Raw genomic sequence first — 22,911 nt, forward strand, 5'->3', positions numbered from 1 at the left:
GACAAAGGTTACCCATACGCATGAATTAAACGCGGTAACTCATTAGAACTGGAAGGATACGCGTGCCGCAGCAGTTGTCGCATCGATGTCTGTGCCAGTGCCGTCAAAGTCTTCGAACTGGTGTTGAAGAACTTCTGCACCAACACGAATACTATCGCTTACGCGGTATTCAGCACCCAGACCGGCAAAGCCGCCTGTGTCGTCTGCATCAATCGCACCAGATGTGCGGGCTTGCGCAACACCAGCAGTTACATATGGCAGCCAGTTGCCTGCATCGTAACCAAGGCGCAGTTTGGCACGTGTAATCGTGTCGACTGCAACGTCAGCAGTTTCATCTTCGATTTCTGTACCGTCGATATCTAGCTCGGCACCCAATACCCAGCTACCCATATCGTATAGGTAACCAGCGTGCGCACCGTATGTCAGACCATCTGGGTCTTCGGTCAGCGCATCAGAATCCAGCTGGCCGTAACCAAGTTGGCCACCAGCGTAGAAACCTGTCCAGTCAGAACCCGTCATAACAGGTGCAGCAACAGGCACTGGGGTCGGTGCTACGGTTTCAACTGGCTCAGAAAGCCCGCCTGCAGAGGCCATACCAGCGGCTAGTGCCAAAGGTGCAGCAAGGATGCTCGTGCGAACAATTTTGTAAGACTTAGTCATTTGTTTTCTCCGTTCGTCTTGTTGTCGTCTGTGCATACAACTGCCCACGAATGGAAAAGGTTCAATCCCACCTCACAACGCTGTGAATTAAGTCGGCGGGATCGAGCGCGCTACGGCTAAAAAGTGGCAAAACACCGCGTATTTTCAAACACTTGCCATCACATCACTGTGATCCAAAGGCATTTTACTTCGCAAGTGAATTGCGTGCGTCAGTCAATCACACTGAGTCGCGTGGCATTGCGACTCGGCCACCCGATATTGCGGCCTTTACGCCAGTCGTTTTAGGCGCAGAAATCGGCAAACCACGTGCAGCACGGACAGCGAGAAACGCAAAGGCTTGCGCCTCGAGCATATCGCCATCAAGCCCGACATCTTCGACAGAATGAACATCGCAACGAAGCGCAGCAGAGAGGCCATCCATGAGGGTCGCGTTCTTACGCCCGCCCCCACAAACCAGCAGACGGCTTGGCATTTCTGGACAGGCTGGCAGCGCCTGCGCGACACTTTCAACGACCGCTTGTGTCAATGTCGCGATGGCATCCGCGTCTGACAACGGCCCTATTGCAGCCGACAGTCCGGCAAAATCATCTCGATCAAGCGACTTGGGCGGCGGTCGTAAGAAATACGGGTGTGCTAGGAACTCTGTGATGACCTGCTGATCTGGCGTCCCTTGTGCGGCAAGCCGTCCCTCTACGTCATAACCCACGCCACGTCGGCTTTGCATCGCATCGTTGATCGGTGCATTCGCGGGGCCAGTATCAAAGGCAAGCAGTGCGCCACCCGCGGCCGGATCATCATGCCTTGGATCAACCCACGTGATATTCCCGACGCCACCAAGGTTGAGAAACGCAACCGGCGCATCGGCCTCAATCCATTTCGCAAGAGCAAAGTGATAGAAAGGTGCAAGCGGCGCACCCTGCCCGCCCTCGGCCACATCATTGCTACGAAAATCCCAAACGACAGGCACACCAAGCCCGTCTGCGATGCGCCGACCATCACCACATTGGTGCGTCCCACGTCCGCCGGGATCATGCGCCAAGGTCTGCCCGTGAAAGCCAGCGATATCGACACCGGCAAAGCGGGTCATGATCTCAAGATGTGCATCTTCGACAACCTTGGCCGCGTTCTGAACGCCGTCCTGTGGCCACAGGCCAAGGTGGCGACGCAAAACCTCCTGTTCCGTAGTTGTATAAGGTAGGTAATCGCCTTTTCCAAAACTCGCGATACTAACGCCATCCGTCTCGATCACAGCAGCATCAACGCCATCAAGTGACGTTCCTGACATCGTGCCAAGCGCCTTTACGAATCCAGTTTTCAACATACGCTTTCCCTTGCGCCTCGACCTGACTATAGAGTGCACCGTGCAAACCGCAGGAACAAGCCAATGACCTACCATCCGAAATCTGAATTTATGTCTGTCATGATGACGCGCGGCTTTCTGGCCGACTGCACAGACTATCAGGCGCTGGACGAAGCGCTGAGCAAAGGTGTTGTTCCTGCTTATATCGGCTTTGATGCCACAGCGAGTTCGCTGCATGTAGGATCGCTGATCCAAATCATGATGCTGCGCTGGCTGCAAAAAACCGGCCACAAACCGATCACCTTGATGGGCGGCGGCACGACAAAGGTGGGCGATCCTTCCTTCCGTGCAGATGAACGCCCGCTTCTTGGGCCAGAGCAAATTGACGCCAACATCGCTGGCATCAAAAAGGTCTTTGCGGCCTACATCGACTACGACACAGAGGCGCCTAATCAGGCACTCATGCTTAACAACGCTGAATGGCTGGACGAGTTGAACTACCTCGATTTTCTACGGGACATCGGGCGGCATTTCTCGATCAACCGGATGCTATCATTTGAAAGCGTAAAATCACGGTTGGACCGCGAGCAGTCACTGTCGTTCCTCGAATTCAACTACATGATCCTGCAGGCCTATGACTTCCTAGAGCTGAACCGCCGCTATGGCTGTTTGTTGCAGATGGGTGGTTCAGACCAATGGGGCAATATCGTTAACGGTATCGACCTAACACGCCGTGTGTTGGATCATGAAATCTATGGCCTGACCTCACCGCTGCTGACGACATCAGACGGTAAGAAGATGGGTAAATCCCAGTCTGGCGCAGTTTGGCTGAACGCTGACATGCTGTCACCGTATGAATTCTGGCAGTTCTGGCGCAACACAACTGACGCTGACACAGGTCGCTTCCTCAAGCTTTACACCGAGCTTCCGGTCGAAGAATGTGACCGCCTTGGCGCGCTGGAAGGTTCTGAGATCAACGCCGCAAAGATCATTTTAGCGAATGAAGTCACTACCCTGCTGCACGGTGCTGAAGCGGCAAAAGCTGCCGAAGCTACCGCACGCGAAGTCTTCGAAAAGGGTGGTGTTGGGGATGATCTGCCCACGCTGACGCTGACCGCAGATGAACTGGGTGACGGAATTTCCATCGTGCAGCTTTTTGTACGCTCTGGCCTTTCCGGCAGCGGTAAAGAGGCCAAACGCCTGATTGCTGAAAACGGTGCGCGTGTGAACGACGAACCGCTTGAAAACCCAGGTATGGTTATCGATGCGGCGGCACTTGCGAACCCAATCAAGCTTAGTGCGGGCAAAAAGCGTCACGCGCTTGTGCAGCTGGGCTAAAGCAGCAGTAAGTCTAGAACCAATAGAGCAACCCCAATTGGAAACGTAATCAGGGTGGCCACCACGGCCGCCCCTATTGTTGTTGGCCGGGGCGGCGGCGCATCGATCCCAGCAACGATATTTGAATTTTGGCTCTTTCTCATGGCTGCATTAACCACGCCTTAGGTTTCGAATGGCTTAACGGTTGGCATGTCCCTGCCCGTGTGCCTTCCGCTACAACAACATCCGCAATTTAGCGCCGCGCTAAACCGGATCGGCGTTTCGACCGCCGTTATTGTTCTGCCAAGCGCAGCCCCAGTGCAGGTAATCCGACGCTTTGGCCTAAATTTCGCAGCGCGCGGCCCAATATGGCATTCCGGTTCTCATGACGCGGATGAACTGAAGCGTTCCAGACTACGCCTCGTCAACAGTAACGGTGGCGATGCACAGGCCCTACGTGCCGCAGGGTTCAGGCAGCTAATGACACCGGCTCATGTCGCCGAACTTGCACTAGATCGCGACCTCGAACGACATATGGCCCCAAAATGGCGAAACATATGGCGGCGTGCGCAACATAGCCCGCTGAAAATATACAACGAACGTTACGACGGTGCGAAACATCAATGGTTGCTCAAAGCCGATCTAGGCCAGCAAAAGCAAAAGCGCTTTCGCGCGCTCCCCCATGGGATCATTCCCGGCTATTCCGCGATTGCACCGAATGATGTGACCGTTTGGACCGCTAAATCGCAAGGAGACATTGTTGCCGGAATGCTTTTTATTCGACATGGCAAATGCGCCACCTATCACCTTGGTTGGTCCAACGATGTGGGCCGCGAACACGCCGCGCACTATCGCATGTTGATCGCGGCAGCGGATGGTTTTGCGAAAACGGGTGTTGTCCAACTTGATCTAGGGACCGTCGACACCCACAGCGCCCCCGGCTTGGCCCGATTTAAGATCGGAACGGGCGCCAATATCCGCCCCTTAGGAGGGAGCTGGCTGCGGATGTTCTAGCGGGTAGCCCGGACGCACCCCACCTGATAAGACTTGGAAAATAATTCAGGGGACTACTATGACGCTGCTACAAATTACGTCGCTGCTTATTGTGCTAGCAGGGGTCTTTGGGTCCATTAATTATCTGTTTTTGCGGCTACCTGCGGCGATTGGCATTTTGGTTGTGTCGTTGTTGGCGTCATTTGGTGTGATGATCCTCGACTTTTTCGTGCCTAGCTTGGGCGTGGAAGCGGCTGTGCGTAGCACCGTCCTTAGCATCGATTTCTCAGATGCCTTGCTTGAGGGCATGTTGGGACTGTTGCTATTTGCAGGCGCATTGCATGTGAAAATCTCGGACCTGCGCCGCGAGTGGGTGCCCGTTGCGCTGATGGCGACGATCGGGATCGCGCTTTCGACCACGATTGTCGGCTATGGGTTTTCGTGGCTGACAGGCATGCCGATCCTAATTGCGTTGGTGTTTGGATCGCTGATTTCCCCCACGGATCCCGTCGCCGTTTTGGGGGTTTTACGCGAAGCAGACCTGCCAAAATCGCTAGAGACAAAGATCGCGGGCGAAAGCCTATTCAACGACGGTGTCGCCTATGTCGTCTTCCTAATCCTTGTTGGGTTGGCGTTTCCACACGGCGACAGTCACGGCAGCGGTGCCGCGGCAGCAGCTGAACTTTTCGTTCAAGAGGCACTTGGCGGCGCGGTTCTTGGTATCGTTTTGGGCTGGCTAACGTTCCGCGTTATGCGGCTTATTGATGATTACTCGCTTGAGGTTCTGATCACACTTGGCCTTGCTTTTGGTGGCTATGAACTCGCGGTGTACCTGCATGTCTCAGCACCCATCATGGCCGTCTGCGCGGGCCTTTTGATTGGCGACGTCGGCGCCAAACACGGTATGTCCGAAGAAACACGCCAATACGTTGATGCGTTCTGGAAGCTCATCGACGAGATCCTAAACGCTGTCCTGTTCCTGATGATCGGTGTCGAGGTCTTTGCTATTGCCTTCGACGCAAGCTTTGTTGTCACAGGCTTTACTTCCATTGCCCTTGCGCTGGTGGCGCGTCTGGCGGCGGTGGCCGTGCCAGTATTGATGCTCAAACCGTTCCGCAGCTTTGCGTCCGGTGTCATCCCGGTCATGACATGGGGCGGACTGAAGGGCGGCATTTCGGTCGCGCTCGCGCTGTCCTTGCCCGATAGTGAATGGAAGCCCGTCATCCTGACGGCAACCTATGTCGTGGTCATCTTCTCGATCATTGTGCAGGGGCTAACCATTGCAAAGCTGGCACAACGCGTCAGCAGTGAACCAGAGCTGCCCCAATGACCCACTACGTAGCCTATGACGTGTTCACCACACAGGCTTTCGGCGGCAACCAATTGGCTGTCATTCCCGATGCGGCAGCAATACCTGAAACCGACCTGCAGAAAATAGCGCGGGAATTCAACTTTTCGGAGACGACATTCGTCTATCCGCCCAGTGATCCTGCGCATACGGCGAAGGTCCGTATTTTTACGCCAACGATGGAGGTCGCCTTTGCTGGCCACCCCACCATAGGAACCGCGATTGCCCTGCGTGATCGCGGTCATACTTGCGATATGGTGCTAGAGCTTGGTGTCGGCCCGATCCCTTGTCGCTTTGACGGGGATACCGCGTCTTTCACGACCAGCGCCCCGCTTGAACGCATAAGCGAGCCTGAAACTGCGCTTGTTGCAGCAGCGCTGGGATTACCCGAAACAGCTATCACATCTGCTTCGCATAACCCGATTCAGTGCAGTCTTGGCCTGACATTTGTCATCGCAGAGCTTTCAGACCGCGAAAGCCTTGCCGCATGTGCGCCGGCCATGGACGCGATACGCAAAGGCGCGGAGAAATACCCTGCGGGTTTGGATTTCGCGATCTATGCCTATGTGCGCGATGGCAATGAGATTGATGCGCGAATGTTCGCCCCACTTGATGACATCCCCGAAGACCCGGCGACCGGTAGCGCAGCAGCAACGCTAGCCGCTCTACTGACTGAACAGACCCAAGCCCCACAACAGTTGTCTATCACTCAAGGCGAGGATATGGGGCGACCTTCGTTCATTACGGCAACAACCCAGCTAAAGACGCCGGTTCCGGTGACGATTAGCGGCTCTGCCGTGCGCACAATGGAGGGACAGCTTGTCTACTAACCCTACTCCCAAAGCTTTGCATGCATATGACATCACGCGTGATGGTCGCGCGACACCTGCCGCTGCGATTTCAGCCCAAGTACCAGAAGACATCGCTTATCGCTGGCTTCACTTTGATTTGTCGGACCCGGGACTGGCTTCGTGGTGCGCCGACGCATTGCCGCCCCGCGCAGCGCGCGCATTGCTTGCCGCAAAAACCCGCCCTCATATGGACGATGACGAAAAAGGCATCGTGCTAACCTTGCGCGGCATCAATATGAACGAGGGACAAGACCTGTCCAGCATGGTGTCGTTGCGCATTTGGATGACGGGAAATTTGGTCGTCAGCGTACGTCGTCTCAGGGTCTTTGCTATGGACGAACTCGGCAAGAGCGTTGCTAGTGGCGACTGCCCGGCCAGCTCTGCGCATATGATCTCACGGATTACAGAAAACCTTATTGATCGCATCGAAAACGTGTCCGTCGAGCTTGAAGAACAAGCCGACGCAATGGAAGACACCGTCTATGAAGGTGGTGCGACAGAGCTACCTGACCTGTTTGACATTCAACGCACAGCGATCCGGCTGCGCCGTCATATTGGCCCGATGAAGGATACGTTGTCAGCACTGGCTGAAAATCACAGTGGCCTTATGCCCGACAATCTACGTAACCGCATGCGCGACACGGCAAACCGTGCGATGCGATCCGTGGAAGAGGTCGAAGAAGTGCGCGACCGGTTGCGTGCGCTATCTGCTCATATCGATATGACCCACGAGGCAAAGGTTGCGCGAAACGGATATACTCTATCGGTTGTCGCGGCGATTTTTCTACCGCTCGGATTTATCACCGGCCTTCTTGGTGTGAACGTAGGCGGTGTGCCAGGAACGGATCATCCTCATGCGTTTGCGATTTTGTGCCTTATCATGGTTGCATTAGGGATTGGAACTTATGCCATTCTAAGATGGATCAAATGGTTCTAATCGGACCATCGCATCTGGAAACTGCTCGTCACTGACGCTAACAAGGACAAACCCAAAAAGCCGAGACGCCTATGAAACCCACAATCCTTGATCGTTGCGAATCCAATGGCCTGCGCATGACAGAACAACGCCGGACAATCGCGGCCGTTCTAGAGGCTGCAGACGACCATCCTGACGTCGAGGAATTATATAAACGCGCATCGGCCGCTGATCCGCGTATCTCATTGGCGACCGTCTACCGCACAGTAAAACTGTTCGAAGAATCCGGCATTCTGGAAAAGCACGAATTCGGTGATGGTCGCGCCCGGTACGAGACGGCTGATCGCGACCACCATGATCACCTGATCGACATGCACACCGGCGAGGTTATTGAATTCTTGGACCCCGAAATCGAAGCATTGCAAGAACGCATTGCGACTAAACTGGGCTATGAATTAAAGGGGCACCGCCTAGAGCTCTACGCAGTGCCCATCAAAAAAGATTAGACGCCAGTCAATCCAATCTCAGAGGTAAATGCCACGCGGCTTGGGCTCTGCGCTGTTGTCTTCACAATTTGCGCGGCTAACTGCAACGCGGTGCTGTCCCCAAAAACATTGTCGCTGCTAAGCGTTTGCACGGCCAAGTTCGGGATGCTTTCTGAATAGCGCGCGTCGGCAGCGTAATAGCCAGACACCAGCGCCTTTTCGAACGCGAGCTGCCCAACCAATAGCGCCTTTTCACCTGAAACGGCTGCTTGGGCGTTGCGGAATACTTCAAAGTGAACATGCGGCCAGCGGCCCCTATATGTCCCCGGCAGGATGCTGTTAAAAGTGACCGAGCCATTCGCATTGGCAATTTGCATCCCGCGCAGATAGTTTTGATCTTCGATTTCATAGAGCGAATACTGTCCCGCCGCGTCGCAATGCCAGATGTAAACGGCCATGCCGGCAATCGGGCTACAAGCCGTGTCGACGTTCACTAGGTTCATGGTCAGAGCCATGGGTACGCCTTCGGCCGTCCCTGACAGGCCCGCAATGCTACTTGTGATGTCAGGACGGATCACACCAGCCAGGGTCAGCGCGTTAACTGTCTGCCCTTCACGCGTGTTCGTGCCATCAGCCGGGAATGGGCCGTTGGTTTCTTGCGGCTGCCCGACACAGATCTCACCGTTCTCGGTAGTTCCTAAGACCTCAGGACTTGGGTTCATGGGAGGCGGGCGAACACCAGCCCCTTGCGCATAGAGCGCGGTCCCAGCCACTGACAACGCCCCTGCCCCAATTAACACATTACGACGTGTTAACATACGTTTGAAATCACTAGAAAAATCGCCGTCATGGTGCGGATCATTATCGTGCTGGGACATAGGGCCTTGCCTTTTTTATTGTGGCGCTGTGTACGCCGGATCAAAGCTGATACGCATCGCCCCGGAATTTCCGGCGGGGATTTAGAAGAAAGATAACGCTATCAGTCTTTGCTTCCCTGAAAACCCCGCGTATGCCTATCGCGAAACTCTCAGAGACGAGGCCATTTAATGGACAATATCCGCGGCAGCGCGTTGATGGTGGCTGCCATGCTTGGCTTTGCCTTCGAGGACATGTTTATCAAACTGATTGCCGATGCGCTTCATGTCGGGGAAATCCTGATCCTTTTGGGTGGTGCTGGCGGTATAGTCTTTGCCATTTTGGCACGCGCATATGGCGATACATTATGGTCGCGTGACCTGCTGCAACCTGCGGTCTTAATCAGAAACGCTGGCGAAGTCATTGGGACGCTGGGTTTTGTCACGGCCATCGCGCTCACCCCAATTTCTTCGGCCTCGGCCATTTTACAGGCGACACCGCTGGCCGTGACGATAGGTGCCGCCCTGTTTTTAGGGGAAACCGTCGGCTGGCGTCGCTGGCTTGCTGTGTGTATCGGGCTTTTTGGGGTTTTATTGGTTTTGCGTCCCGGCCTTGATGGATTTGACGCAAATTCCTTATTCGCAGTACAGGGCGTCATTGGGCTGGCTATCCGTGACCTCGCAACGCGGCGGGTGCCTGCTGGTGTCACATCGCGACAGCTAGCAACCTATGCATTCTTGATCCTTGTGCCGACAGGTGCCACGGTCATGTTGGTCACCGGCACGCCAATGGTCATGCCAGTACCCATAAACATTGCCCGCCTGACTGGCGCTGTCATTGTTGGGGTAGCCGCCTATTACATGCTTGTGGCTGCGACCCGCATTGGGCAACTGTCCCTCATTGCCCCATTCCGCTATACACGGCTTGTCTTTGCTTTGACGATCGGCTTTGTCGTGTTTGACGAAAACCCGGATGCGCTTACGCTACTTGGCGCTGCAATCATTGTTACATCCGGGATCTATACCCTCTGGCGCGAGGCACGACTGCGTCGTACTTCCCTTGCGTCAAAACCCGCGCTATAGAGCGCATGATACCGCTAACATCCCACTAACGGAGCACATTATGAGCACCATCATCGACATCCACGCCCGCGAAATTCTGGACAGCCGGGGGAACCCCACGGTCGAGGTGGACGTGATCCTAGAAGACGGCACAATGGGCCGCGCTGCTGTACCCTCTGGTGCCTCAACAGGTGCGCACGAAGCTGTTGAAAAGCGTGACGGCGACAAATCCCGTTACATGGGCAAAGGCGTTCTCGAAGCCGTCGCCGCCGTAAACGGTGAAATTGCCGAAGCAATCCTTGGCTTTGACGCCACAGAGCAAGTCGGCATCGACATGGCGATGATCGAACTGGATGGCACACCAAACAAGGGCCGCCTGGGCGCAAACGCGATCCTTGGTGTATCGATGGCCGTTGCTAAGGCCGCTGCTGATTTCACCGCTCAGCCATTGTTCCGCTATATCGGTGGCACATCGGCACGCACCCTACCCGTTCCAATGATGAACATCATCAACGGTGGTGAGCACGCAGACAACCCGATCGACATCCAAGAATTCATGATCATGCCTGTATCGGCAGCGAACATCAAAGAAGCCGTACGGATGGGTTCCGAGGTCTTCCACACGCTGAAAAAAGAGCTATCTGCTGCGGGCCACAACACTGGTATCGGTGATGAAGGCGGCTTTGCACCAAACCTTGGATCAACCCGCGAAGCGCTTGATTTCATTATGACGTCTATCGAAAAAGCTGGCTACAAACCGGGCGAAGACATCTATCTTGCTCTCGATTGTGCAGCGACCGAATACTACAAAAACGGCAAATACGAGATGGTCGGCGAAGGCGTGTCCCTCACGTCTGAAGAAAACGCAGCCTACCTTGCAAAGCTGGCCAGCGACTACCCCATCATCAGCATCGAAGACGGCATGTCAGAAGATGACTGGGATGGTTGGAAAACGCTGACAGACATGATCGGCGACAAAGTGCAGCTGGTCGGTGATGACCTGTTCGTGACTAACCCAGCCCGTCTGGCTGACGGTATCGCTAAAGGGTCTGCGAACTCCATGCTCGTTAAAGTGAACCAAATCGGCACGCTGACTGAAACACTGCAAGCCGTCGACATGGCGCACCGTGCGCAATTCACCAACGTGATGTCACACCGTTCCGGCGAAACAGAAGACGCGACAATCGCTGACCTTGCCGTCGCGACCAACTGCGGCCAGATCAAAACGGGCTCGCTGTCGCGCTCTGACCGTCTCGCGAAATACAACCAGCTGATCCGCATCGAAGAGCTGCTGGGCGAAACAGCAACTTACGCTGGGCGTTCGATCCTAAAAGCCTAACTTATTAGCCCCGCTTATCTTTTTAGGTTGGCGGGGCTTCTTAAATCTACTTGGCTCTGCCCCAGTAACCGGCCTAAGCTGCCCGAATGTTAAAACCCGGTTTTCACCAAATTCCGCGCGGCATGGTCGCAACTGTTGTTACTCATCTTGAGATGACAGCGCCGCCGTCCATTTCTACAAATCACCTTGAATCCACGTTTCATCGCCACCAGCGTGCCGATCTTGATTGGTATCGCGCGTTGTTTCGCGCCGTCGGTGAGGATTGGCTTTGGTTCTCGCGCCTGCATTTAGCCGACGATGCACTTGCCACGATATTGCACGACGCCAATTACGAAGTTTGGACAGTGCAACAGGACGGACAAGACGTAGGTTTAATAGAAATTGATCACCGTGTTCCGGTTGCCTGCGAACTTGCGTTCTTTGGACTGACCCCGGCAATGGTTGGCAAAGGTGCCGGTCGTGCCATGATGGCACATGCCATTGAGCGGGCATTCTCGCGTTCGATCGATCGTTTTCACGTGCATACTTGTACGCTCGATAGCCCACAGGCGTTGGGATTCTATACGCGGGCGGGATTTACCCCGACCAAACAAGAGATTGAAATCGCGCCAGATCCACGGCTTACCGGGCACCTGCCCCGATCCGATGGCGCACATATCCCGGTGTTCGAATGACTGCTGAAGCCATCATTGCTAAGCTTAATTTGCAACCACACCCCGAAGGCGGATACTATCGTCAAACATGGATCGCAGATAACGAAGGCCGCGCCACCGGGACCTGCATCTACTTCCTCCTAAAGGCAGGCGAATCTAGCCACTGGCACAAAGTCGATGCGACCGAAATCTGGCTCTACCATGCGGGCGCACCGATTACGCTTTCGTTGGCCAAGACTGAAAACGGCCCTGCCATCGATCACATTCTTGGACCAGATGTATTGGGCGATCAATCACCGCAAATCATTGTACCCACCGACCATTGGCAAGCCGCGCGCACCACGGGCGACTGGACCTTAGTCAGCTGTACCGTATCGCCGGGGTTCGACTTTGCTGGATTTACGCTTGCCGAGCCCGGTTTCGACATTCCGCGTTAACGGTCGCCAAATAGGTCGCCTAGCCCACCCAAAACGGACCCTTCGCCCTTACTACCGCCCGGCCCGGCCGCACGCAGGATACGGTCGGCAAGACGCGAGAACGGTAAGCTTTGCAAATATACTGTGCCCGGTCCGCGAAGCGTTGCGAGGAAGATCCCCTCACCCCCAAACACCATCGATTTCAGGTTGCCTGCGCGTTCAATGTCATAGGTGACGCCTGCATCAAATGCCGCGATACAGCCTGTATCGACGCGCAGCACCTCTCCCGCCTGGAGTTCGCGCTTAATCACCGTGCCGCCGACATGGATGAATGCCATGCCGTCACCGCGTAGACGCTGCAAGATAAAGCCTTCACCACCAAAAAAACCTGCCCCAAGGCGTTTTTGAAACGCGATATCAGTCGACGTACCAAAAGCCGCACAAAGGAACGCATCCTTTTGGCAGATCAGTTCACCGCCCACCTTGGACATATCGACAGGGATGATTTTTCCGGGATATGGCGCGGCAAAGGCCACGCGTTTCTTACCCTGCCCGTTATTGCTGAAATGGGTCAGGAAGATAGATTCGCCTGTGAGCACACGCTTACCGACATTCAACAGCGCCCCCATCATGCCACTGGTTGGGGTCGTTCCATCGCCCATTTTACTCTCAAAGCCGATTCCGTCTTCCATATAATTCATGGCACCGGCTTCGGCGATGACAGTTTCCTGCGGGTCCAATTCGACCTCAACGATTTGCATATCGTCGCCAAAAATCTCGTAATCTACTTCGTGGCAGCGCATTCAAAAATCTCCTGATAGAAAAGGTTACCGTTTAGATGGTGTCGGGCCGCCGAATTTCAAACAAGGCTACGGAAACTTTGAGATTTTTGGCAATATTCTGCCAGATACGGGAAGAAAAAAAGGGGGACCGAAGTCCCCCTGTAGTCTCGTTGATCAGGCTCACTCTTTATGTACTGCCCGGTTTATTGCCTGCGGCCTGATCTACGCCGAGGACGAGCGCACCCGCCCTGGATTCTTTTACGCTGCACTGAGCACGTCAAATACTGCGGTGCATCCATTTGCAGCGTCAGTTTCAATCGCCCTGATCGCATAGGCTGCTGAAAGCTCAGACGCCCCAAGGAATGAAACTGCCGTGTTGTTCAAGAAAGCGTCGGACAAAGGGCCCGCCGCATCTGTTTCAAAGCTGGCTTCCAATGTCCGGCCACGCATCCGCATGGAGTTGGCCTCGCATCTAAAACCCGCAATTTCGAAAGCAAAATCCATAGTCTTGATCTTCCTTAGCTACAGCCGCTCGTGCCGCCACAGGTGTTACACTTCATGCATGTGCCATTACGGACCAACGTGTAGTTGCCGCATTCGCCACATGGATCGCCTTCGTAGCCTTGCATCTTGGCCTTATCGCGGGCCGAAATGCTGACAGTGCCAGTGCTGATCGCCGTCTCAGAGGTTGTTGTTTCGGATACGATGGCTTGCAGCGTGACTTCGGGATCAGTTCCGTTTGCCCGTGCAGTCGTGCCCGCACCACCCTGTAGCACCACCAGATCCTGTGGCATGCGCTTGCGCAAATAACCAGTTGAGGAAATCTGTTTCAGAACTTCCAGTGACCGGGTTGCCGCGTTTTCAGTTGGCGTTTGAATGTTCGAAACGCCCTCTTCTTCGCCGCGACCGATATCATCGAAAGATGCGCCTTCGGGTTTCACGTGCGCCAGATCGGTACGATCCAGATAGGACACAGCCAATTCGCGGAAGATATAGTCAAGGATCGAGGTCGCATTCTTGATGCTGTCGTTACCTTGAACCATGCCTGCTGGCTCAAACTTCGTGAATGTGAACGCATCAACGAATTCCTCGAGCGGCACGCCATACTGAAGACCAACAGACACCGCGATGGCAAAGTTGTTCATCATCGCGCGGAAGCCTGCGCCCTCTTTGTGCATATCAATAAAGATTTCACCAAGGTTGCCGTCTTCGTATTCGCCCGTACGCAGGTACACTTTGTGGCCACCAACGATGGCTTTTTGCGTGTAGCCTTTACGACGCTGAGGCATCTTTTCGCGTTCGCGGTTGCGTACCTCTTGGATGATGACCTTTTCGATCACCTTCTCGGCCAGAACTGCCGCTTTTTCCTGCGGTGTACCGCTTTCAAGTGTCTCAGCTGCATCGTCATCATCTTCGACCAAAGCAGAAGCCAAAGGCTGCGACAGTTTTGAACCATCACGGTACAGCGCGTTTGCTTTCACACCCAGTGACCAAGAAAGCTCATATGCTTTCTGGCAGTCTTCGATGGTTGCGTCGTTTGGCATGTTGATCGTTTTTGAGATCGCGCCAGAGATGAACGACTGCGCTGCGGCCATCATGTGGATGTGGCTGTCAACGCTCAGATAACGCTTACCTTTTTTGCCGCAAGGGTTCGCACAATCAAAGATGTGGTAGTGCTCTTCCTTGAGGAAAGGCGCACCTTCGAGTGTCATTGTACCGCAGACGTGATCGTTCGCTGCTTCGATGTCTTGCTTAGTGTAGCCAAGATGACGCAGCAGATCGAATGTTGGATCGTTCAGCTTTTCGTGCGGGATACCGAGTGTTTTGGTGCAGAAGTCATCGCCCAGTGTCCACTGGTTGAACACGAAACGGATATCGAAAGCAGAGGCAAGCGCCGCTTCGACTTTGTCAATTTCTTCCTGACCAAAGCCATGACCGATCAACGATGTGTGGTTGATCGCTGGTGCCTGACCTATGGTACCGTGACCAACCGCATAGGAAATGATCTCTTCGATCTGCGCTGGACCATAGCCCAGCTTTTCAAGCGCGGCGGGAACCGATTGGTTGATGATTTTAAAGTAACCACCACCAGCAAGCTTCTTGAACTTAACCAGCGCAAAGTCAGGCTCGATACCGGTTGTGTCACAATCCATGACCAGACCAATAGTGCCTGTTGGCGCGATAACAGAAACCTGTGCGTTGCGGTAACCGTGCTGTTCACCCAGTTCCAGCGCTTCGTCCCATGCAGAAACGGCCAGTTCGATCAGACGCTGATCAGGGCAGTTTGCGTGGTCCAATGGCACAGGTTTTACGTCCAGCTTGTCATAGCCGGTTGTTTTACCAAGCGCCGCCAGACGGTGGTTCTTGATAACACGCAGCATGTGCTTTGCGTTTTTCTTGTAGCCAGGGAATGCGCCCAATTCGCCAGCGATTTCAGCAGATGTCGCATAAGATACACCGGTCATGATCGCAGTCAGCGCGGCACCCATGGCGCGGCCCTCTTTGCTGTCATAGCCAAAGCCCATGTTCATCAGCAGACCGCCGATGTTCGCATAGCCAAGCCCAAGCGTGCGGAAGTCGTAAGACCGCTGCGCGATTTCTTTGGATGGGAACTGTGCCATCATCACCGAGATTTCCAAGGTCACGGTCCACAGACGTGTTGCGTGCATGTAATCTTCGACTTGGAACTCGCCGTTCTTGTAGAATGTCAGCAGGTTCATCGAGGCAAGGTTACAGGCCGTGTCATCAAGGAACATGTATTCAGAACAAGGGTTTGACCCTCGGATCGCACCATCTTCTGGGCATGTGTGCCATGCGTTGACTGTGTCGTGGTACTGGATACCCGGATCGGCACAAGCCCATGCAGCGTGACCGACTTGTTCCCATAGATCGCGTGCTTTGATGATCTTTGCGACTTCGCCGTTTTTACGGTTGATCAGTTTCCAGTCGGCGTCTTTTTCAACGGCCTCAAGGAATGCGTCTGTCACACGGATCGAGTTGTTCGAGTTCTGGCCAGAGACCGATGAGTAAGCTTCCGAATCCCAATCTGTGTCGTAAGTTGGGAATTCAATGCTTGTGTGGCCCTGCTTTGCATAGTCCAGCACGCGCTTGATGTATGTCTCAGGGATTGCGGACTTTTTCGCAGCGCGAACAGCTGACGCCAGCGATTCGTTTGTCTTAGTGTCGTAGGCGCCCTCTTCAGAACCATCCCACGCTTTGATCGCAGCAAAGATATCGTTCAGATAACGTTCGTGCATCTTGGAACCAGCTACGATGCTCGCGACCTTCTGTTCTTCGATGACCTTCCAGTTGATGAATTCTTCGATATCGGGGTGATCCGCATCGACGATAACCATCTTAGCCGCGCGGCGTGTCGTGCCGCCTGACTTGATCGCTCCAGCCGCACGGTCACCAATTTTCAGGAACCCCATAAGGCCAGATGACTTACCACCACCTGACAATGGCTCGCCTGCGCCACGCAAAGACGAGAAGTTCGTACCAGTGCCAGAACCGTATTTAAACAAACGCGCCTCGCGGACCCATAGGTCCATGATGCCGCCTTCGTTCACAAGGTCGTCTCCGACCGATTGGATAAAGCAAGCGTGAGGCTGTGGGTGCTCATAGCTAGAGGCAGATTTAGTCAGCTCGCCTGTTTGGTAATCCACATAGTAGTGGCCCTGTGCAGGACCATCGATACCGTAGGCCCAGTGCAGGCCTGTGTTGAACCACTGTGGGCTGTTTGGCGCAGCACGCTGAGTCGCCAGCATGTAACGCATTTCGTCAAAGTAAGTGCGCGCATCTTCCTCAGACGAGAAATAGCCGCCCTTCCAGCCCCAATAGGCCCATGCGCCAGCCAATCGGTCGAAAACTTGCTTTGCAGATGTTTCGCCACCGAATGTCGCGCCTTTGGCAGGGACAGAGCGCCACAGGAATTCAGGAACACCCTTTTCTTTGACTTTCTTTAGCTCAGAAGGAACGCCAGCTTTGCGGAAGTATTTTTGCGCGATAACGTCAGATGCAACTTGGCTCCAACCACCCGGAATTTCACATTCATCCAGTTTAAAGACCACTGTGCCGTCAGGGTTACGAATCTCGGACGTTGTTGTCTTGAATTCGAGCGCTGCGTACGCGTCTTCCCCTGACTTTGTAAAATTACGTTCGATTTTCATCTGTCTGCCCCTGTTTATCGACATTGCTGACGTTGCAGCAAAAAACTTGATCCCAACCGCCTGCGCGATACCTAATATGTGCTTCCCGTGGGTTCATTTTGGCCGACCACAACCGTTCTGGCCAAAGGCCAAACCTGTGTTGGGATAACGTAAATGGCCTATGGCCTACCTGTTGAACCGCCCCCGGTAACCAGCACTACATCTTGTGTATCACCGATCTGCCCGCACAAACTGACGCATCTAGCCCTAGTGGGTCAACGGATTTTTAACACAAAATACGGATTAAAACGGTTGACGGCTCTATTCCGCCAGCCTCTTTCCCGCTGAAGTGATTCATCCACCAAATTGTCCACAGAAGGTTAATGAAACGGCGATTTCGGAAAGCCCTTTGGTTCGGCTAACTTAGTCAAAATTTCTCACACAACGGATGAAGTTTTCCACCGCCCCGGCCCGATCGTGTTAATCTTTATGATCAAATATTTAGCGCGGCTAAAACGACACAGCAGCCCGGAGGCTGCTGTCGTTTTATTCACTACTTTTCAGTTGAATGGTCGGGGCGGAGAGATTCGAACTCCCGACCCTCTGTTCCCAAAACAGATGCGCTACCAGGCTGCGCTACGCCCCGACAAGCGCTTCTCTAAACACAGTGAACTGATTTGAAAAGACCTAATTTGAACTCTTTTCGCCACAAGGCAAAATAGCCTTAGAACCAAAGCTAGGATGCTGCAAAACATTGCCCGCTTCGATCCCAAGACGGCTCGCGAGGCCCCCATTTATCTCAAGAACCATCTGAATTCCGTCCCCACCGGGAATCGGTGTGGTGTCTAAGGGAATCGCATTTTCGTGAATCGCGAGAATTTCGCCGTTTGGCGCAGCGAACAACATATCTAAAGGAATCAATGTGTTCTTCATCCAGAAGCTCACGCTCTGGGGCTGCTCATATACAAACAGCATTCCTGATAATGTCGGAAGGTCTTCGACGAACATCAGCCCTTGGGCGCGTTCAGCTGGGTCATCGGCGACATCCACATTAAAATGTGCCTGCCCCCAATCCCCGCTGACCGTCACCCTATTATCTTCGCAAACGGCCCATGCAGGCTGCGCCGCGATGATCATTCCAAAGGCAACGGCCCAGTATCTCACTTGGCGGCAATCTCCCAGCCGACAACCTCTATTGCCATACGGCCACGCTCTCCATCTACCAAGCGCAGACCAATTGCCTCGCCTGATTGCAGATCAGAAAGCCCTGAACGCCGCAGCACTTCAATATGTATAAAGACATCATCATTATTGCCAAAGATATTGGCAAAACCAAATCCCTTGGCCTTATCAAACCATTTCACACGCGCGGGTTCGATTTCCTTGCGTGCGATATCTTCTGCCGAGAATTCGGCCATGTCCTTTAGTGGTACGGATGTTTCAGCCTGCGGCGGCGTGATCGACAGCACTTCGGTGGCCTGAAGGCCACGCTGTGTATCCTGAACGACGATCTCAATATGAGATCCGTCAACCACCGATCCTTGTCCGAAATTGCGCAACACATTTGCGTGCAGCAGAATATCTGACCCACCTTGGTCTGCGACAACAAAGCCAAAGCCTTTTGCCGGATCAAACCATTTCACCAATCCGTTTACACGCCGTTGGTCACTAGCACCCTGCGTTTCCATTACGTCTTCCCCTCAGGCACGACACACGCCGCCCCTGTCTTCCTCAATTTATCCCGATCACGACCAGAAAAAAGATACGACTTCAACCTGAAGTTTTCACACCCTGTGAAACTCATGGGCTCAGTCGCGTGATTTCCCACGGCCGATCAGTTGTTTCGCGTGACCACCGAAACCGGTCATGCAACCTGTAAGCACCATCTGACCAAAACTCGATCTCCAGAGGTACAATCCGGAAACCACCCCAAAAAGGCGGCCGTCCCGGATCCGCCCCTTTTTGCAACGTTACTTTTGCAACTTCCGCCATCAGCGCTGCACGCGATGACAAAGGCTGCGATTGCCGTGAAGCCCAAGCGCCTAGGCGGCTTTTGAGCGATCGCGACTTATAATACTCATCAGCGATTGGCCCATCCTCTCGGGTAACCAACCCCCTTACTCTAATCTGCCGTGCCAACGACTTCCAGTGCAGCACGAACGCAGCTTTACTAGATTGCGCGATTTCTTGCGCTTTCTGACTCTCGTAGTTGGTGTAAAACACAAATGCCTCAGGCTCAATCTCCTTGAGCAATACCATACGCACGTTTGGTAATCCTGTTGCATCAACAGTAGCCAATGCAATTGCATTTGCATCATTGGGTTCCGTTTCAATCGCGGTATCAAGCCATTGTCGTGCAATAGCAAACGGGTCATTGCCCGCGAAAATACCGTCCCTGTCACCCATTAATGAGCCTCACCACTTCTTTGCGTGATAGGCTTAGGGTCAATCCGATGATGTAGCAACCTTTTTAGCTTCCCCCTCAAAAGCTTGCTGCGCCCCCAGCAATCGCCTAAACGAGGCTAACGCGGAGTAAACTAAGACGAAGGAACGACAGCGATGACGTCACAGCTGATGCAAGGCAAACGCGGTCTAATCATGGGCCTCGCCAACGACAAATCCATCGCATGGGGGATTGCAAAAACATGCGCCGATGCGGGTGCAGAACTGGCATTTTCCTATCAAGGTGAAGCGCTGAAAAAACGGGTGGGGCCGTTGGCCGCATCAGTCGGATCTGACATCGTACTGCCATGTGATGTAGGCGATGAAGCTTCAATTGACGACCTGTTTGCAGAGCTAGAGAAGCGCTGGGGCAAACTCGACTTTATCGTTCATGCCATTGGTTTTTCAGACAAAAATGAACTTCGTGGCCGCTACGTTGATACCAGCCGCGACAACTTTCTTATGTCCATGGACATCTCTGTCTACTCATTCACCGCCGTCGTAAAACGCGCCGAAAAAATGATGACCGAAGGCGGATCATGCCTGACGCTTACTTACTATGGCGCCGAGAAAGTGATGCCACATTATAATGTGATGGGCGTCGCCAAAGCCGCGCTCGAAGCATCGGTTCGTTACCTTGCCGAAGATCTGGGTAAAGATGGCATTCGCGTGAACGCAATTAGTGCCGGAACGATCAAGACTTTAGCCGCATCTGGCATCGGCGATTTTCGGCTCATCATGAAATGGAACGAGTACAACTCGCCCCTGCGTCGCACAGTGACCCAAGAAGAGGTCGGTAAATCAGCGCTCTATCTACTATCTGATTTGGGTAGCGCGGTGACTGGCGAAGTGCACCATGTTGATGCGGGCTATCACGTGGTCGGCATGAAAGCCGTCGACGCTCCTGACATAACAAAAGAGTAATCATGACACTGACAGCATTTGGCACGATCTGGTTTTTGCACCTTTTGGCGGCAATCAGCCCAGGGCCGGCTGTTGTCATGTCAGCACGAACAGGCGTCATCGAAGGAATGCGAACCGGGGCGATGCTCGCGGTTGGTATTGGAATCGGTGGCGTCATATGGGCGCTCGCAGCGCTCTGCGGCCTTGCCTTCGTGTTTCAAACCGCCCCCGCTCTACTGATCGGGCTCAAAGTATTAGCTGGGGCCTATCTTGTTTGGATGGCTTGGAAACTTTGGCGTTCCGCAGACAAGCCACTGGACATGGGCGACACGACTGCGCCACCTCGGCACCCGCTTTCGGCATTATGGCTGGGCATTACGACTCAGCTGGCGAACCCGAAACCGGCGATTCTATTCAGCGCGATATTTCTGGGAACGGTTCCAGAAGGCACAAGTCTACTCAGCTACGCGGCTATCCTATTAGCTGTGTTTTTGAATGAGGCAGTATGGAATATCTTGGTTGCACGCATCTTTTCACTTGAAAGGTCGCGCCAAGGCTACATAAGCCTAAAAACTCTCATCGACCGCGCGTTTGGCGCTACTTTAGCGCTGCTTGGCGTCAAGATCGCCGCCACATAGCCGCCGCCATAAGGAACAAAACCATGACCGACACCCGCCTGCCACACGAAAAAGGCTTTCACATTAGCTGGGATCAAATCCACCGCGATAGCCGTGCGCTTGCTTGGCGGCTTGACGGACAAGGCCCCGATGACGGCGCATGGAAAGCGGTTGTCGCTATTACGCGCGGCGGCATGGCCCCGGCGATGATCGTCGCCCGTGAATTAGACATTCGCACCGTCGATACGATCAGCGTCAAAAGCTACGACCATCAAGACCGTTCCGAAGCCAAGGTTCTAAAGGCGCCAGACGCTGAACTGATGGGCGACGGTACGGGCATTTTGATTATCGATGACCTTGTAGATAGCGGCAAAACGCTGGAACTCGTACGTCAGATGTACCCGAACGCGCAGTTCGCGACGGTCTATGCAAAACCCAAAGGCCGACCACAGGTCGACACATTTATCACCGAAGTCAGCCAAGACACTTGGATCTTCTTTCCATGGGATATGGCGCTGCAATACGTCGAACCCTACCGCGGCAAAGACTAAGCAGACTTGTAAGAAGACAACGCTTGCCGCACGGTGACCAAAAATACTGTGCGGCAAAGCCGCTCTATTGGATCAAGCCATGACACAACCTCGCACCGCTACCACCTTTGCTCCACCAGTGATGGAGGCACGACGTTGGTTAGATGGTGTGTCCCACCCGACTGACCGCCCATTGCTCAATGTCAGTCAGGCGGCCCCGATTGATCCACCGCCCGCGCCCCTGCGCGAGGCAATGGCGCAAATCGTCCTGAACGATCCGAACGCGCATTTATATGGTCCCGTTTTAGGGCTTCCTGAACTACGGGCAGAAATCGCAGAACGTTGGACCGGCGCATATGGCGGTCTTGTATCACCCGACCAAGTTGCAATCACATCGGGCTGCAATCAGGCCTTTGCCGCCGCGATATCCACCCTTTGCACCGAAGGGGATGAGGTCATCATTCCCGTTCCCTACTATTTCAACCACCGCATGTGGCTGGATATGTCGGGGGTAAAAACCGTCCCGTTGCTTGCAGGGGCCGGGATGATTCCCGACGTGGAAGCGGCCGCGGCTCTTATCACCCCCCGCACACGCGCAATCGCGCTTGTGACGCCAAACAATCCATGCGGCGCAGAATACCCTTCTGAGACGCTACGCGCGTTCATGTCATTGGCACGCATACATAAAATTTCGCTTATCGTTGATGAAACCTATCGGGATTTCGACAGCCGTGAGGGCGCGCCACACGATCTTTTCACCGATCCCAACTGGGACGATACGCTGATCCAGCTTTATTCGTTCTCCAAGGCCTACCGTCTGACAGGACACCGCGTGGGGGCCATTGTTGCCAGCCCTGCCCGCCTAGCCGAGGTTGAAAAGTTCCTCGATACGGTCACGATCTGCCCTAACCAGCTTGGGCAACGTGCCGCGCTTTGGGGTATGCAGAACCTTGACGCATGGCTTGCGGGTGAACGGTTAGAAATTCTTGATCGTCGCAATGCGATCAATGACCACTTCCCCAAACTTGCTGCCCAAGGGTGGGAACTATTGGGATGCGGCGCCTATTTCGCCTATATGCGCCATCCGTACGACATGTCTTCGGCAGAGCTTGCTCCGAAATTGGTCCGTGACGCAGGCGTCCTTTTGCTGCCCGGCACAATGTTTATGCCAGATGATCTACCCGGCGGTGAAAGCCAATTGCGGATCGCATTTGCCAATATCGACCGTAGCGGGATCGAGACCTTGTTCGATCGACTTTCGAACCTGCCCTACTGACCCTTGCACCCATGTGCGC

The 22,911-nt window shown here is 54.1% G+C and carries 23 protein-coding genes and 1 tRNA gene; 14 read left to right on the forward strand and 10 right to left on the reverse strand.

Translation table 11 applies throughout. The features are described from left to right. Positions 1-42 precede the first annotated feature (42 nt). On the reverse strand, positions 43-660 hold the full coding sequence (locus tag ACHUEV_RS04155) for an outer membrane protein (RefSeq protein ID WP_394177804.1): 618 nt from the start codon (positions 658-660) through the stop codon (positions 43-45). Positions 661-877: 217 nt separating this feature from the next. After that, a complete protein-coding gene (locus tag ACHUEV_RS04160) occupies positions 878-1,981 on the reverse strand; it encodes an anhydro-N-acetylmuramic acid kinase (RefSeq protein WP_394177805.1) in 1,104 nt (367 codons plus the stop codon). A 63-nt stretch (positions 1,982-2,044) separates the two neighbouring features. On the opposite strand from ACHUEV_RS04160, the gene tyrS reads away from it, so the two are divergent. From tyrS to ACHUEV_RS04190, 6 genes are all read left to right on the forward strand, one after another. Beyond that, positions 2,045-3,298, forward strand: coding sequence for a tyrosine--tRNA ligase (gene tyrS, locus ACHUEV_RS04165; protein WP_106355593.1), 1,254 nt, complete (start codon positions 2,045-2,047; stop codon positions 3,296-3,298). A gap of 189 nt (positions 3,299-3,487) precedes the next feature. Next, the gene (locus ACHUEV_RS04170) at positions 3,488-4,291 is read left to right on the forward strand and encodes a GNAT family N-acetyltransferase (protein ID WP_394177806.1); all 804 of its coding nucleotides are present in this window, start codon (positions 3,488-3,490) and stop codon (positions 4,289-4,291) included. 58 nt (positions 4,292-4,349) lie between these two features. Beyond that, the gene (locus ACHUEV_RS04175) at positions 4,350-5,600 is read left to right on the forward strand and encodes a cation:proton antiporter (protein WP_394177807.1); all 1,251 of its coding nucleotides are present in this window, start codon (positions 4,350-4,352) and stop codon (positions 5,598-5,600) included. Then, positions 5,597-6,448, forward strand: coding sequence for a PhzF family phenazine biosynthesis protein (locus ACHUEV_RS04180; RefSeq protein WP_394177808.1), 852 nt, complete (start codon positions 5,597-5,599; stop codon positions 6,446-6,448). Before ACHUEV_RS04175 ends, ACHUEV_RS04180 begins: the two co-directional genes overlap by 4 nt. After that, positions 6,438-7,406: a CorA family divalent cation transporter gene (locus tag ACHUEV_RS04185; protein ID WP_394177809.1), complete on the forward strand. Its 969-nt coding sequence runs from the start codon at positions 6,438-6,440 to the stop codon at positions 7,404-7,406. Before ACHUEV_RS04180 ends, ACHUEV_RS04185 begins: the two co-directional genes overlap by 11 nt. A 71-nt stretch (positions 7,407-7,477) precedes the next feature. Beyond that, positions 7,478-7,891 carry a Fur family transcriptional regulator gene (locus ACHUEV_RS04190; protein ID WP_394177810.1) on the forward strand — a complete coding sequence of 138 codons (414 nt, stop codon included), beginning with the start codon at positions 7,478-7,480 and terminating at the stop codon, positions 7,889-7,891. Here ACHUEV_RS04190 and ACHUEV_RS04195 read toward each other — a convergent pair. Continuing rightward, positions 7,888-8,748 (reverse strand): dioxygenase family protein, encoded by an 861-nt coding sequence (locus ACHUEV_RS04195; RefSeq protein ID WP_394177811.1) that lies wholly within the window; start codon positions 8,746-8,748, stop codon positions 7,888-7,890. The two genes, ACHUEV_RS04190 and ACHUEV_RS04195, sit on opposite strands and share 4 nt — an antisense overlap. 168 nt (positions 8,749-8,916) lie before the next feature. Here ACHUEV_RS04195 and ACHUEV_RS04200 point away from each other — a divergent pair, with 168 nt between their 5' ends. The 4 genes from ACHUEV_RS04200 to ACHUEV_RS04215 all read left to right on the forward strand — a co-directional run bounded on the left by ACHUEV_RS04200 (position 8,917) and on the right by ACHUEV_RS04215 (position 12,215). Continuing rightward, positions 8,917-9,807 carry a DMT family transporter gene (locus ACHUEV_RS04200; RefSeq protein WP_394177812.1) on the forward strand — a complete coding sequence of 297 codons (891 nt, stop codon included), beginning with the start codon at positions 8,917-8,919 and terminating at the stop codon, positions 9,805-9,807. A 40-nt stretch (positions 9,808-9,847) separates the two neighbouring features. After that, positions 9,848-11,125, forward strand: coding sequence for a phosphopyruvate hydratase (gene eno / locus ACHUEV_RS04205; RefSeq protein WP_106355613.1), 1,278 nt, complete (start codon positions 9,848-9,850; stop codon positions 11,123-11,125). A gap of 86 nt (positions 11,126-11,211) precedes the next feature. Then, positions 11,212-11,799 (forward strand): GNAT family N-acetyltransferase, encoded by a 588-nt coding sequence (locus ACHUEV_RS04210; protein WP_394177813.1) that lies wholly within the window; start codon positions 11,212-11,214, stop codon positions 11,797-11,799. Then, positions 11,796-12,215 (forward strand): cupin domain-containing protein, encoded by a 420-nt coding sequence (locus ACHUEV_RS04215; RefSeq protein ID WP_394177814.1) that lies wholly within the window; start codon positions 11,796-11,798, stop codon positions 12,213-12,215. Before ACHUEV_RS04210 ends, ACHUEV_RS04215 begins: the two co-directional genes overlap by 4 nt. On the opposite strand, the gene ACHUEV_RS04220 is transcribed toward ACHUEV_RS04215, so the two are convergent. From ACHUEV_RS04220 to pdxH, 7 genes are all read right to left on the reverse strand, one after another. Beyond that, a complete protein-coding gene (locus ACHUEV_RS04220) occupies positions 12,212-12,997 on the reverse strand; it encodes a TIGR00266 family protein (RefSeq protein ID WP_394177815.1) in 786 nt (261 codons plus the stop codon). The genes ACHUEV_RS04215 and ACHUEV_RS04220 overlap by 4 nt on opposite strands. A gap of 237 nt (positions 12,998-13,234) precedes the next feature. Then, positions 13,235-13,480 carry a hypothetical protein gene (locus ACHUEV_RS04225; RefSeq protein WP_394177816.1) on the reverse strand — a complete coding sequence of 82 codons (246 nt, stop codon included), beginning with the start codon at positions 13,478-13,480 and terminating at the stop codon, positions 13,235-13,237. A 14-nt stretch (positions 13,481-13,494) separates the two neighbouring features. After that, positions 13,495-17,145 carry a vitamin B12-dependent ribonucleotide reductase gene (locus tag ACHUEV_RS04230; RefSeq protein WP_394177817.1) on the reverse strand — a complete coding sequence of 1,217 codons (3,651 nt, stop codon included), beginning with the start codon at positions 17,143-17,145 and terminating at the stop codon, positions 13,495-13,497. A gap of 548 nt (positions 17,146-17,693) precedes the next feature. After that, positions 17,694-17,770 (reverse strand) — tRNA-Pro (locus ACHUEV_RS04235). A gap of 41 nt (positions 17,771-17,811) precedes the next feature. After that, positions 17,812-18,261, reverse strand: a complete 450-nt coding sequence (locus tag ACHUEV_RS04240) for a DUF192 domain-containing protein (RefSeq protein WP_394178270.1) — start codon at positions 18,259-18,261, stop codon at positions 17,812-17,814. Positions 18,262-18,284: 23 nt separating this feature from the next. Beyond that, the gene (locus tag ACHUEV_RS04245; protein ID WP_394177818.1) at positions 18,285-18,812 is read right to left on the reverse strand and encodes a cold-shock protein; all 528 of its coding nucleotides are present in this window, start codon (positions 18,810-18,812) and stop codon (positions 18,285-18,287) included. Positions 18,813-18,924: 112 nt separating this feature from the next. Beyond that, a complete protein-coding gene (pdxH, locus tag ACHUEV_RS04250; RefSeq protein ID WP_394177819.1) occupies positions 18,925-19,530 on the reverse strand; it encodes a pyridoxamine 5'-phosphate oxidase in 606 nt (201 codons plus the stop codon). Between the two features lie 153 nt (positions 19,531-19,683). On the opposite strand from pdxH, the gene fabI reads away from it, so the two are divergent. The 4 genes from fabI to ACHUEV_RS04270 all read left to right on the forward strand — a co-directional run bounded on the left by fabI (position 19,684) and on the right by ACHUEV_RS04270 (position 22,892). After that, positions 19,684-20,490, forward strand: coding sequence for an enoyl-ACP reductase FabI (fabI, locus tag ACHUEV_RS04255; RefSeq protein WP_394177820.1), 807 nt, complete (start codon positions 19,684-19,686; stop codon positions 20,488-20,490). Between the two features lie 2 nt (positions 20,491-20,492). After that, positions 20,493-21,107 (forward strand): LysE family translocator, encoded by a 615-nt coding sequence (locus ACHUEV_RS04260; RefSeq protein ID WP_394177822.1) that lies wholly within the window; start codon positions 20,493-20,495, stop codon positions 21,105-21,107. Positions 21,108-21,130: 23 nt separating this feature from the next. Further along, on the forward strand, positions 21,131-21,637 hold the full coding sequence (gene gpt / locus ACHUEV_RS04265) for a xanthine phosphoribosyltransferase (RefSeq protein ID WP_394177823.1): 507 nt from the start codon (positions 21,131-21,133) through the stop codon (positions 21,635-21,637). Between the two features lie 79 nt (positions 21,638-21,716). Further along, entirely contained in the window at positions 21,717-22,892 is a 1,176-nt protein-coding gene (locus ACHUEV_RS04270) for an aminotransferase (protein WP_394177824.1), read from the forward strand. The last annotated feature ends 19 nt before the right edge of the window (positions 22,893-22,911 follow it).

Origin of the sequence: Yoonia maritima, assembly GCF_043641945.1 — a bacterium.
Taxonomy (GTDB): domain Bacteria; phylum Pseudomonadota; class Alphaproteobacteria; order Rhodobacterales; family Rhodobacteraceae; genus Yoonia; species Yoonia maritima_B.